This window comes from Tenacibaculum mesophilum, from assembly GCF_003867075.1.
Lineage (GTDB): Bacteria > Bacteroidota > Bacteroidia > Flavobacteriales > Flavobacteriaceae > Polaribacter > Polaribacter mesophilus.
The window spans coordinates 1,957,240-1,970,621 of the sequence record NZ_CP032544.1; the positions used below are offsets into that span (position 1 = coordinate 1,957,240).

General features: G+C 31.7%; 8 protein-coding genes and 1 tRNA gene. 3 read left to right on the forward strand and 6 right to left on the reverse strand.

Annotation, left to right across the window (positions count from 1 at the left end; all coding sequences use genetic code 11):
- Positions 1–8: 8 nt before the first annotated feature.
- Both D6200_RS08850 and D6200_RS08855 read left to right on the forward strand, forming a co-directional pair.
- The gene (locus D6200_RS08850; protein WP_073182617.1) at positions 9–929 is read left to right on the forward strand and encodes a PorP/SprF family type IX secretion system membrane protein; all 921 of its coding nucleotides are present in this window, start codon (positions 9–11) and stop codon (positions 927–929) included.
- 12 nt (positions 930–941) lie between these two features.
- Positions 942–2,855: an OmpA family protein gene (locus D6200_RS08855; RefSeq protein ID WP_073182615.1), complete on the forward strand. Its 1,914-nt coding sequence runs from the start codon at positions 942–944 to the stop codon at positions 2,853–2,855.
- Positions 2,856–3,114: 259 nt separating this feature from the next.
- Here the strand turns inward: D6200_RS08855 and D6200_RS08860 are convergent, their stop codons facing one another.
- From D6200_RS08860 to D6200_RS08880, 5 genes are all read right to left on the reverse strand, one after another.
- The gene (locus D6200_RS08860) at positions 3,115–5,928 is read right to left on the reverse strand and encodes a M16 family metallopeptidase (protein ID WP_073182612.1); all 2,814 of its coding nucleotides are present in this window, start codon (positions 5,926–5,928) and stop codon (positions 3,115–3,117) included.
- A 27-nt stretch (positions 5,929–5,955) separates the two neighbouring features.
- Positions 5,956–6,120 (reverse strand): PLDc N-terminal domain-containing protein, encoded by a 165-nt coding sequence (locus D6200_RS15575; protein WP_083574794.1) that lies wholly within the window; start codon positions 6,118–6,120, stop codon positions 5,956–5,958.
- Between the two features lie 140 nt (positions 6,121–6,260).
- Positions 6,261–7,613: a RagB/SusD family nutrient uptake outer membrane protein gene (locus D6200_RS08870; protein ID WP_073182610.1), complete on the reverse strand. Its 1,353-nt coding sequence runs from the start codon at positions 7,611–7,613 to the stop codon at positions 6,261–6,263.
- 12 nt (positions 7,614–7,625) lie between these two features.
- A complete protein-coding gene (locus D6200_RS08875) occupies positions 7,626–11,036 on the reverse strand; it encodes a SusC/RagA family TonB-linked outer membrane protein (RefSeq protein WP_240627170.1) in 3,411 nt (1,136 codons plus the stop codon).
- Positions 11,037–11,231: 195 nt separating this feature from the next.
- Positions 11,232–12,389 carry a FecR family protein gene (locus tag D6200_RS08880; protein ID WP_073182605.1) on the reverse strand — a complete coding sequence of 386 codons (1,158 nt, stop codon included), beginning with the start codon at positions 12,387–12,389 and terminating at the stop codon, positions 11,232–11,234.
- A gap of 94 nt (positions 12,390–12,483) precedes the next feature.
- On the opposite strand from D6200_RS08880, the gene D6200_RS08885 reads away from it, so the two are divergent.
- The gene (locus D6200_RS08885; protein ID WP_073182604.1) at positions 12,484–13,083 is read left to right on the forward strand and encodes an RNA polymerase sigma factor; all 600 of its coding nucleotides are present in this window, start codon (positions 12,484–12,486) and stop codon (positions 13,081–13,083) included.
- Between the two features lie 210 nt (positions 13,084–13,293).
- Here D6200_RS08885 and D6200_RS08890 read toward each other — a convergent pair.
- A tRNA-Leu gene (locus tag D6200_RS08890) sits at positions 13,294–13,375 on the reverse strand.
- Positions 13,376–13,382 lie beyond the last annotated feature (7 nt).

Genomic DNA, 13,382 nt, shown 5'->3' on the forward strand with positions numbered 1-13,382 from the left:
AAAATAATATGAAATTAAAACACCTATACACATTAATATTCTTAATACAAATATTAATAAATGTAAATGCTCAACAAGACCCTCAATATACTCAATATATGTATAACACTATGAGTGTGAACCCTGCATATGCTGGATCAAGCGGACACACTATAATAAATGCTCTTGCAAGAACTCAATGGGTTGGTATTGAAGGTGCTCCTGACACTCAAACGCTAAGTTTCGATACTCCTCTAGGCTTTAGCGGCGTTGGGTTAGGTATTAACCTTACTAACGATAGAATAGGCCCCGCCAATGAGATTTTTCTGGATATCAATGCTTCTTATACAGTTCGTACCAGTGATGAGGGAAATTTAGCTTTTGGGTTGAAACTTGGAGCAAGACATTTAAATGTTGATTGGAACAAAGGTATTGTTAAGGATCGAGACGATAAAAGTCTAACTGGAAACATTAATAGATTTTTACCAACTATTGGAGCTGGTATTTATTACTATACTTCTAACTGGTATTTGGGAGCAGCTATTCCTAATTTTATTAACACAGATCATTATGATGACTCTAATAATGGAGGTGATGTCGCAAAAGAACGAATACACTTGTTTTTAATTGGTGGATATGTATTTGATTTAAACGAAAGTATTAAGTTTAAGCCCGCATTTTTAACAAAAGTTGTAAATGGTGCACCTTTATCCCTAGATGTATCAGCTAATTTCCTTTTCAATGAAAAATTTACAGCAGGTATAGCTTGGAGGTGGGATGATTCTATTAGTGCTTTGATAGGACTTCAAGCTTCTAGAAATTTACACATAGGGTTAGCCTACGACCTCACTACCTCTAATTACAGCAACTACAATTCTGGAACCTATGAATTAATGATTAAATGGGAAATATTCAAAGAGCTAGCAATGAAGTCTCCTAGATTCTTTTAAATTATAAATAAAATGAAAAAAGCAATACATTTTTTACTTATAATAGTATTTATACCAATAACCATTAATAGCCAACGAAAGTATGCTGCTAATAGATATTTTGAAGAGTTTTCTTATAAAAAATCTGCTGAATTATATCAATCCATATACAACAAAGGAGATAATTCTTATACTGTATTAAGTAGATTAGGAGATTCTTACTACTTTAATTTTAAATATGTTATGGCAGAAAAAAACTATCAAGAGTTAATGAAACTATACGAAAATTCTGCTAAACCTAAACATATATTTAGATATGCCCAAGTTTTAAAAACTAATGGTAAAATAAAAGAATCTGACAAGTGGCTATTAAAATTAAACAAAAACGATAGTCGTGTGAAGGCTTTAGAAGAAAACACTAATTATTTTGTTGAATACTCTAATCGAGAAAAGACATATATAAACATCCACAACCTATCTAGCAACACTTCTTATTCAGACTTTGGTGGATACATTTATGATAATCACTTATATTTTTCTTCTACCCAACCCAAAAAAGAAAAAGGTAAAAAACTCTATCGATGGAATAAGCAACCATATTTAAACATTTATAAAGCAAAACAAAATAACGATTCCATTAAAGTTTTGGATGTGGGTAAACCTATCATTCTTGAAGAATTAAGCTCTAAATATCACGAATCAAATATTGTTGTTTCTAAAGATGGAAAAACAGCTTACTTCACCAGAGATAACTTTGATGGCAAGCGATTAATAGGAGATAAAAATAATATTTCTCACCTTAAAATTTATAAAGCTACTAAAAAAGGAAATTTTTGGGGAGATATAAAAGAACTACCTTTTAATAGTAATAGTTTTTCTTGCGGACATCCTGCCCTTAGTCCTGACGAAAAAACACTTTATTTTGTTTCTGATATGCCAAATGGCTACGGAGATACCGATATTTATAAAATAGCAATTTTAGAAAACGATATCTATGGAAAACCTGAAAATCTGGGCAAAACTATTAATACAGAAAGTAAAGAAATGTTTCCTTTTATAGGTAATGATAATGTTTTATATTTTTCTTCTGATGGACATATTGGCTTAGGAGGTTTAGATGTTTTTGAGGCAAAAATCACTAGTAACTCTTATACAAAACCAGTAAATTTAGGAAGTCCTGTTAATGGTCCTTTTGATGATTTTGCTTTCATTATTAACGACAAGCATACTCAAGGTTACTTTTCTTCCAACAGAAAAGAAGGTAAAGGAGATGATGATATTTATAGTTTTAAAATATACGATTGTAAAGAAAACATTAAAGGAGTTATTTCAGACTCAAAAACAGGAAACCCTATTCCCAATGCTACCGTTCAGCTTATAAACAAACAAGGAGAACCCATTTTTACTAAAACAACTAATAAAGATGGTAGTTATTTATTTGAAAAAATAGATTGTGAAAAGAATTTTGTGGTCGTTGCTTCAAAAAAAGATTATAGAAACTCTCAAAAAAAAACAAAAACACTTAACATTAACAAAAGATTAATTACTGAGAACATCCAACTTGAATCTTTAATAAAAGATGATCAAATCATTATAAACCCTATTTACTTTGATTTTGATTTATATAATATTCGTGAAGACGCCGAATACGAGTTAGAACATATCGTTTCTGTCTTAAAAGACAACCCTGATATAAGTTTAAGAATTGAGTCTCATACCGATAGTAGAGGATCCCAAACATATAATAAATTATTATCAGACAAAAGAGCCAAATCTACAAGAGACTATATATTATCAAGAGGCATTTCTCCAAAAAGGATTAAAAGTGCTGTTGGTTACGGAGAAGAACAGTTATTAAACAAGTGCAATGATCTAAATCAAAAAAAGTGTACCGAACAAGAACATCAACAAAATAGAAGATCTTATTTTTATATAGAAAAAAAATAATTCAGTAAATTATTCTAAAATAGCTTTGTGTCATCCTAACAAAACATGCTATTTATCTAGGGGTTAATTTAATTATTTAGCTATAATTAAAATATACTATATCAAATCAATAATTGAAAGCACTAAAAACCACATTAGAAGCTACAACTATTGGAGTTTCTTAAACAATTTGTACTTATAAAAAACAAAAAGGCTTGTGAACTTTTAAGCTTACAAGCCTTTTTTAATCTTAAAGCTTTATATTTTAGAACAAAGTTTATTACTTTTTAGAACTTTCTGGTATTAAAATAAACTCTGCATAATTTTTCTTATTGAAATACCTGTTGGCTGCATCAAGAAACATTTTAGAGTCAATTTTATTAATATTTGTTTCGTAATCTAAAATAGATTCTTGTTTTAAGCCATACTCATGCATTTCTCTCAGTTTATATATCCAGTAACTATTCATCTCTAAGTATTCTTTTGTATTAGCTAGTTCTGCTTCTTTAATTTTATTGATATCTTCTTTAGTAGCTCCTTCAATCTTGATTTTTTCAATTTCTTCAAGAACCTTTGCAATTAACTTTTCAACGTTATCTGGATCACAAGTAAACCTTACATTCATTCTATACCAATCGTAGGGCTTATCTGAAGCAAATCCTGAAACCCTTACACCATAAACGCCAGCCATTTTTTCACGCAGTTCTTCGGTCAGTTTAATTTTTAAGAGTTTACCTAATAAGCTTATTTCCTTCTTTTTTTCTAAAGAAAAATTGAGGGGACCCGTAAAGCGCATATCTACCTGACTTTTATCGTCAACACCTTTTACAATTGTCTCTTTAATTACCCCTTCTGAATATCTTAATCCAATATCCTTCCAAGTAGTTTTTTTATTTAGGTTTGATGGAAGACTTCCTAAGTATTGGGTTACATAAGTTCTTAGTTTTTCTAATTCAAAACTACCTACAAAAACAAAAGTAAATCCGTTGGCAGAAGCAAAACGTTCTTTATAAAAATTATAAGTATCATCAAGGTTTAATTCGTTTTCAATTTGCTTTTCGGTTAACGGAATGGCTCTAGGGTGACTATTGGTCATAAACTCGCTAATCTTTTTTTCAAAAACATTTCCCGGACTTTTATCTTGGTTTTTGAATAAGTTTTTTAAATGTTCCTTATTTGCATTAAAAACAGCCTCATCTTTATTCGGCTTAGTAAAATGCAAATGGACCATCTGTAGCATTCTTTCTAAATCTTTAGAAGAGCTACTACCAGAGAACAAATCATCATAAAAATTAATACGCGGTGTTACCTTTAATGTTCTCCCCATGTTTAGCTTTTTCAAATCGATCTCAGAAATACCATTAACCCCACTAGAACCAATAATAACACCTGCGTTTCTAGCAGAAACATAAAGAGAATTCGGAGCTACCGAACTTCCTCCAGGTCTAAATCCATTCATGGAAATTAAATCGTTTTGAAACTTTGTCGGTTTCGCTATAACAGTAATACCATTTGCAAATTTCCAAGTAGTAACACCTACTTTATCATTATACACTTCGCTTACAACTCTTCCAGGTTTAGGTGTATTGGACATTAATTGAGTATCGAGCAGTTTATCTTTATAAGCTTCTATTTTCTTTTTCCTTACATTTTTAAGAGTTTTCTTAATCTCTTTTTCAGTTGGCAGTTTTAAACCTTCTTTTTCAACAGCATTTAAAACAACTGCCATATTATCTTTCCTTACCCATTGATTACTAACTTTATTAACCTCATTAACAGTAATGGTTGGAAATACTTCCTTATAAAATTGATACACAAAAGTATCACTTGGAATAGGCTTATTATCGGTAAAATTGTCAATGTATTGCTCAATGTAATACTTTGTAGGTATTTTTCCTGTTTCTTTTTGACGCAAGTCTGCGTTATTTAATAAAAAGGCTTTGTATCGTTCTAATTCAGACGCTGTAAAGCCATGTTTTTTTGCACGTTCGCTTTCTGTAAACAACGCATCAATACCTTCTTCAATTCTTTCTTCCTTAAGCTTGGCTCTTAAAAAATAACTATCCATGTTACCTAAAAAACTCCCTATACCAGCAGAAGTTCCTAGAAAAGGCGCATTAGGCTGTAAGCTGATTTCATTTAACCTCTGACGCAACATCCCCGTGTACAAACGTTTTAAAACCTCTTGTCGATAATCCTTTAAGGTTTGTACTTCAGTTTCTTCTTTTTTAATATATATAGAAGCTTCTACACCTGTAGCCTCTTTATCTCTAACTACAGCAACTACGGGTGCTTTATTTTCTGGTATTTTATAGTATACTCTTTTTTTAGGTTTTTTTACAGGCTCCATACTACTAAACAGTTCTTTTACTTTTTCTTCAGTTTCAAGCACATCAAAATCACCAACCAATACCAGTGCCATTAAATCTGGACGGTACCAATCTCTATAAAAACGTTTCATGGCATCGTACTCGGAATTCATAATAACGTCCAACTTACCAATAGGCAATCGTTCTGCATATCTAGAATTATTAGTAATAAGTGGAATAGACTTGTAATACATACGTGCCCTTGCTCCATTTCTAGCTCTAAGTTCTTCTGCAATGATGCCTCTTTCGTTATCAATCTCTTCATCTTCAAAAGTAATACCGTCTGCCCAATCGCGTAACACCTTTAAACTGGTATTAAAGATTTCCTCATCTGTCGGCACTGATAGTTTATAAACGGTTTCATCAAAACCAGTGTGAGCATTCAAATCTGCCCCAAACTCAACACCCAAACTTTGTAAATAATCAATCAGTTTGTTCTTTTCAAAACTCTTGGTACCGTTAAATGCCATATGTTCTACGAAGTGAGCAAGCCCAAGCTGATCCTCGTCTTCTAAAATAGAACCCGCCTTTAGCACCAAACGCAATTCTGCCTTGTTTTTTGGTTTAGCATTATGCTTTATATAATAGGTTAAACCATTGTCTAACTTTCCTATTTTAATTGTCGGATCTATAGGAATCTCTTTGTTTAAATTTTTAATTTGTGCAACGCTGTTAAAACTGAAAAACAGTATGATTGCCGTTAATATTATCGTTATTTTTTTCATTTTTTATATTTATATTTATGTTTAGCTTTATTTCTTTGAAAAAGAATAGCTATCCTTATCTTGTATTTTAGTTCTGGTAATATTATTTTTTAGTTGAAAGTAAAACACATAACCTATTAAAGAAATCATGAGTATTATTATAAGCCAAGCAAGTTTGAAGCTTAGATTTCTATCCCTTGACTCATAAAAAATCTTTTAGAATTCAAATCTGGAGAGCTAATAATAGCTCTATAAATATTTTGTACATCATACAAAATTTAAAGTAGCGCCCAAAGCCTTAGGGGGAAATCTTAAGGCACTACTAAAAATAACTAACTCTAATAATTCATTTTTTAAATACCTTCATAGCCAGGGTTCTGATCTGCCAGAGTAAGCGCCCCGTTACCATTAATTTCTTCTTCAGGAATTGGTAAGATGTATTGGTTAGAACTTGTGATGGAAGCTTTTAAGGTCATTGCTTTATCAAAACGAATAGCAGCAAACCATTCAGCACCATTTTCAAAGGCAAGCTCTCTGGTTATTTCATTAAAAATATCATCTTTCAACTCATCTAAAGTTGTAGCTGATGTATCACCAATACCCGCACGATTTCTTATTATATTTAATGGCGCACTTGCATCTTGTAGCGTAGCTCCACTAAATGCTAACCCTTCAGCTTTTATTAAGTACATTTCGGCTAAACGTAAAAAGTAAGTTGGTCTAAAAACATCTGCATTATTAGTTTTTAAAACAGTGGTGCCATCGTAGGTAAATGGTTGTCTTGGATCTGTATCCATTAAAGTAGCAAACCATGTGTTGTTTGACGTTCTACCTGGGTAAAAGCGTTTTCGATTATTATCCTCTGTGTCTGAGTTTTCATCTCTATAAGTCATAAAAATCATTTCAGATGAATTTAAACCTTTACTAAAAACACTTTCAAAATCTGGCTCTAAACCAGTAGTACCATCATTAATAACCTCATCTGCTAAAGTAGCAGCTTCTAAATATTTTCCTTGATACAACAATACTTTTGCTTTTAAGGCTTTAGCTGCAGTTTTTGATGCGTAATAACTTACCGAATAGTTTGGTGCATCGGCAATTGCAGCATCTAAATCTGCTAAAATTTGAGTATAGCATTCAGCTACTGTACTTCTGGACTTATCTCTAGTAACAAAGTTAGATGGTTCTGTACGTAATATAATTCCTAAATTACTATTATCATCAAAAAATTGACCGAAATACCTTAAAGCATCAAAGGTTGTCATCGCTCTTAAAAAAAGAGCCTCTCCAATAATCTCTTCTCTAGATGTTTCTGAAATCAAGCCACCTGAAAGCTCTGTGGTTTGCAAAATAGTATTATTGGCTACATCCATAACCTTATAAAACATCATCCAAAAGTCTCTAATATAAATATTATCAAACTGTACATTATTGTTTGCAAATTCCCCATGAGCTGCCCCAAAACCAGATTGATTCATTGTACCTATCATAGCACTTGGTATGAGTTCTGAAAACATATAATATTTATCGTTAACTCTTGATGTGATTGTAGTGTAGGCTCCATTTAATAATGCTCTGGCATCTGCTTCACTTTTCACTACATTCTCTGCAACTAAATTATTTGGCGGATCATTTTCTAATACATCTACTAATTCACAAGAATACATTATAAATAATGTAACTATATAAGCTGTTATTTTTCTCATAATTATAATTCTTTAAAACCCTATTCTTACACCTGTAGTAAATACTTTTGCAATAGGAAAACGATTAATATCTCTTCCTGCACTAATATCATTATTATACAAATTAGAAGCCTCAGGATCTGCACCTGGATAACTTGTTACTGTAAATAAGTTTTGAGCTGTGATAAAAACAGAAATATGATCGAAAAACTTAAGTTGATTTAAGGTTTCTTTAGGAAACGTATAACTAAAGTTTAATGTTTTTAATCTTAAATATGAAGCGTCATAAACGTAGTGCGATGATGTTCTGTCATTATTGTTTGGGTCAAAATATACCAGCCTCGGAATGTTTGTATCTGTGTTATCTGGTGTCCATGCATTTAAAATACTGGTATCTTTATTCTCTCCTATAAAAGTACTTGCAAAATTTGTCCCTCTCGCTAAGCTAAATGCTTCTATATCGTTCCCTACAGAAAACGTAAATAATGTAGATAAAGAAAATCCTTTGTAATAAAATGTATTATTGAAACCTCCGAAGAAATTGGGTTGAGTATCTCCAATAACTTCCTGATCTAAAGTAGTAATTCTACCATCAGGAGTTCCATCAGGTCCTGTTAAATCCTTAAATCTTATATCTCCAGGTGATGTTTGACTATTTTGATAAGTCCCTGTTGGTGATGCCGCATTCAAATCATCAATAACCTGTTGATCTTGAAAAAGTCCTTCAGATACATAACCATAAATTAAACCAATTGGACTTCCCTCTTTTAGCCTTCCACCACCAGGAAAACCTGTTAAAAAACCATTTTCATCTTTAAAATCATCAGAAATTCTGGTTAGTTTATTTTCGTTTTTACTCACGTTTAAAGACAAATTCCAAGTAAAATCATCAGTTTTGAACACATCTCCTTTTAATTCTAATTCTACCCCTGTGTTTTTGGTATCTCCTAAATTACCAATAATAGTTCTGTACCCGGTACTTCCAGGTGTAATAGCTGTAAAAAGGGCGTCTTTTGTTTCTTTGGAATAATATCCTATTCCTCCATTTAGCCTCCCTTTAAAAAAAGAAAAGTCTAAACCAAAATCTAATTGTTCTGTTGTTTCCCATTTTAAGTTAGCATTACCTAATTGAGTAATTATTACCGAGGGATCTGACCCATAATTTTCAGCTTCAAAAAGTGTTCGCCATGCATAATCTCCAAAATCTTGCTGTCCTGTTGTTCCAAAACTTGCTCTTAACTTTAATTCATCAATAAATGAGGCATTACTTAAAAAGTCTTCATTTGAGATTCTCCAAGCAACGGCTGCTGCAGGGAAGAAAGCATATTGATTATCTGGTGCAAACTTTGATGACCCATCTATACGCCCAGATAAGGTTAGTAAATATTTATTATCAAAATCATAATTTACTCTTCCAAAATAAGAAGATAATCCAGAACCAGATTCATAAGAAGAGGCATCTGTAAAAACAGTAGCGTTTGAAATATTGGTTAAAACTTCATTGAAGAATCCTTCTCCCCAACCTTTTATGTTTGAACGTTTATTTTTTTCAAAAGACACTCCTAAAACTGCATTAATATTATGTTTTCCAAATAATCTGTCATAAGTTAATGTTCCTTGCAACATAGTATTTACACTTCTACTCCTACTTTCTTGGGCATAGCCATTACCGTTACCTTGATTTCTATCCCAACCACCTATAAATGTAAAAAGCGGATAGAAGCTTTGTTGGTTGCCTGAATTGTAGTTTACCGAAAAAAAAGTCTTAAAATCTAACCCTTCAGTCAGCTCTAATTGAGTGTATAAAGAACCTAATAATAAGAATGTTTTATTATTATTAGTTACTTTAGAGCGTGCTACTGGATTCTCCATACTATATTGAGTTGAGAAAGAGTAGTTTCCTTCTTTATCAAATACAGGAAGGTCTGGTCTAAAATCATAAGTAAGTTGAGTAAGCCCTCCATCTGCAGCATCTTGTTCTGTAGAAGACAGGTTTACTTTGGTTCCAAACTTCCATTTATCTGTAATTTTTGTATCTAAATTTAATGTAAAAGAGTACCTGTCAAAACCTGTATTTCTATAAACACCATCTTGTGTGTTAATTCCTAAAGATGTAGAATATCTTGTTTTTTCTGACCCACCAAGTACCCTTAGGTTGTAACTGGTAGAAACTGGTGCACCCGGACTTACTTCTTCTTCCCAATTAGTATCTGCATTGCCAAAATAAGAGCCATCTAAAACTGCACTAGTAAAAGCATCATTTCTTGTACCATTTTCAACAGCTGTTGTCCAAGCTCGTTTAAATTGAGCAGCATTTAAGACCTCTAAAGTCCTTGCACTTTGTGTAGTTACAGAAACATCAGCCTCAAACTTAGTTTTACCAAAATAAACACCCTGTTTTGTATTTATAATAATTACACCATTGGCTGCTCGTGAGCCATAAATAGCCGCAGCAGAAGCATCTTTTAAAATACTAATAGACTCTATATCTGATGCGTTAATATTACCAATAGGTGTACTGATACCCTCATTATCGAGCTCACTACCTAACCTATTTCCTTCTGATCCCCCTTTAGGTATATTACTACTCGGTACCACTGGAATACCATCAATAACATACAATGGTTGATTAGACCCAAGTAACGACGTATTACCTCTAATTCTAATTCGAGTTGCCGCTCCAGGTTGCCCAGAAGAACTTGTTACGTGAACACCTGCAACCTGACCTTGTAGTGCATTGTCTAAATTAACTGTAGCTGCTTGATTGGTTATACTTTTAACATCAACAGTACCTACTGAACCTGTTAGGTTTTGGCGTTTAACTTTACCATATCCAACAATGACTGTTTCCTCAAGACTTTCAAGTGCTTCTTGTAATTGAATATTAATAACCTTTCTGTTACCAATTTCGACATCTTTAGTTTCATGACCTATAAACGAAACGGTTAATGTTTTTGCATCTTCTGCTAAAGCGATTCTGAAGTTACCATCAAAATCTGTACTAGCTCCTATATCTGTCCCTTTTAATATAACAGTTGCCCCTATTAATGGCTCACCATAAGCATTGGTTATTTTCCCTGTTATGTATTCTTGAAATAACCTACTAACAGAATTTTTAAGCTTTTCTATAAACAAAGAGCTTTTGTTCTTGGGAAACAAGATAATTTGTTTATCAGTTACTTTAAAATCAATACTTTCTTTTTTAAAAAGCTTTTTTAATACTTTAGAAAGCATTTCTTTGTTTGATGAAATGCTTACCGTTTTATGTTTTTTGAACACATTATTTTCATAAAGAAATTTAAACCCTGTTTTCTGTTCAATTTCAGTTAAAACATCTTCAAGCTTCATTTTTTTACAATCTAAAGTAACTTTTACATTTTGAGAATATGTATTGGCATGAACCTGAAACAATGTTAAAAAAAACAAAATATATGTGAGCTTCATTTTTAAACTTAGTTTGGGGAGATATCGTATTTCACTTATCCCAATGATGATTTTTTTCATACTTTTGGTTTGATTTAATTGTGTTAGACATTTGAATCACTTTTTTAATCGGAGAATGTTGCAGCATTTTCCGGTTTTATTTTTTATACTGAGGTTTAATTTTTAGTTAGCTTTTTATCATATTATTTTCAGTTTTTATGGATTAATTATTATTTTATTTTCATCAAATTTATATGTGAATTTCCCAGAGTAACTTAAACTTTCCATAACCTGTTCAATATCTTCAACATCAAATTTTGCTGTAAAAAACCTGTTTTTCAAGGCGGTATTGTTATTTATGAATTCTACATTATACTGTCGCTCTAATTTTTTTAATATGGCACTAAACTCAACTTCATAAAGGATAAGCCTGCCACTAATCCAAGCTAAATGCGTTTCTACATCTGTCTCTGTAACTTGTATAGTTTTATTTATTTTATTCCAAGCGGCTTTATTACCTGGCTTTAGTAAAGTTGCACTTTCAGGTTTATAGGTTTCTCCTGTTTTATATGTACTTACTGAACCTTCAACCAATACTGTGTTTATATTATTATCTTCGGGGTAAGACGATATATTAAATTTAGTACCCAACACACGCACATCAATTTCATTAGCACTAACAATAAACGGATGCTTAGTATCTTTTGCCACTTTAAAAAAAGCTTCACCACTTAAAAATACATGTCTATTTTTTCCTTTTATAAAATTAACGGGATATTTCAACGATGATCCTGAGTTTAAACTTACTATTGTTCCGTCTGATAATTGCACTTCAAATCTTTTCCCATAAGGGACTGCTAGGGTATTATAAATCAATGTATCGTTTTCATCATTGCTATTATATGCTAGTTGTTTTCCTGATTGAACACCTATAACACGTCCATTAACCTCAATAACTTCAACTGCCTCATCATCATTTATAACTTTAATATTACCATCGTTTAGCTGAAGCGTTATGCTTTCTTCAGGAAGAATAAGTTTGTCATAACTTGTAAAATAACCCTGTATATAACCATATCCTATAGATAAAAATATGAGTATTAATGCAGCATATTTTAAAAGGTTCATTTTTATCTTAGCCAAACGATTTGCAGATTTTCCTATTTTAATAACCCGTAACAAATTTGCCTTAGTTTGGGCAGAATTATATTTTTTCATATTATAGTTAATAGCATAATTAGTTCTTACATAATCGTTAAACAATTTTATATTATCAGGATTATTAAGCCATAGTGAAAGAGTATCCAACTCGCTTGAGTTTGCTTGGTTGATAAGGTATTTTACTATTATTTTTTCGGTTTCTGGAGAAATCATTCAACTCTACTATTTTATAGTATTACGAACCTATTTTACCTTACCCTAACTTTTTCTTAATATTTTTTTTATTTTGCAGAAGAAATTTTATAAAATGCCATATTTTTCAACAGATAATGCATCACTAATTAAAGCCCTTAAAATAGGGAAAACAGAAGCCTACACTTTTTTAGTTGAACAATACAACCAAAAATTATGTGTTTATGCCTTTAGCTTATCACATGACCACAATCTTGCCGAAGATATTGTGCAAAATGTGTTTATTCGTGTTTGGCAACAAAGACACAAACTTAAAAGCGAGTTTGCTATACAAAGTTTTCTCTATAAATTAGTTTACAATGAATTTATTGATCAGTATCGCAAGTTGAAATCTACTATGGCAATTGAGAAAAAACATATTGATGCTTTGGATATTATTTTAGAAGAAGATGATAAAACTGGTATTGAAAAGTTAATAAAACTGGTTAAAAGAGAAATAGAAAATTTACCTCCAAAATGCAAACAGGTTTTTTTATTAAGTAAACAAGATGGTTTAACCAACATTGAAATTGCAGAATACTTAAATATATCTATTAAAACTGTTGAAGCACAAATAACAAAAGCCTTTTCAATTATCCGCAAAAAAGTAGGCGAAAAAACCAATGGTATTTTGTTTTTACTTTTTGGAAAAAATTATGTAACCACTTTTATATAACTATTCAATAACACAAAAGCTTTTATTTAAAAATGCCCTAGAATTATCTCCTCCTTAAACTAAACAACAAGTTAACATATGGATGATAACCTTTTTCTATAGACTTTTGTCATAAAAAAGGTAACACCTTTAACATAACTAAAAGTAATCTAATCAAGTGGTATAAATTGAGACCAATAAAAAAGTCGAAGACTTCTCTTCGACTTTTAGTACGGGCGGAGAGACTCGAACTCTCACACCTCACGGCACTAGATCCTAAGTCTAGCGTGTCTACCAATTCCACCACGCCCGCGTACTTT

Bases quoted from the DNA above. Each gene is read 5' to 3' on its own strand.
- D6200_RS08875 (WP_240627170.1), bottom strand. From the start codon at position 11,036: ATGAAGCTCACATATATTTTGTTTTTTTTAACATTGTTTCAGGTTCAT.
- D6200_RS08870 (WP_073182610.1), bottom strand. From the start codon at position 7,613: ATGAGAAAAATAACAGCTTATATAGTTACATTATTTATAATGTATTCT.
- D6200_RS08880 (WP_073182605.1), bottom strand. From the start codon at position 12,389: ATGATTTCTCCAGAAACCGAAAAAATAATAGTAAAATACCTTATCAAC.
- D6200_RS08850 (WP_073182617.1), top strand. From the start codon at position 9: ATGAAATTAAAACACCTATACACATTAATATTCTTAATACAAATATTA.
- D6200_RS08860 (WP_073182612.1), bottom strand. From the start codon at position 5,928: ATGAAAAAAATAACGATAATATTAACGGCAATCATACTGTTTTTCAGT.
- D6200_RS08855 (WP_073182615.1), top strand. From the start codon at position 942: ATGAAAAAAGCAATACATTTTTTACTTATAATAGTATTTATACCAATA.
- D6200_RS08885 (WP_073182604.1), top strand. From the start codon at position 12,484: ATGCCATATTTTTCAACAGATAATGCATCACTAATTAAAGCCCTTAAA.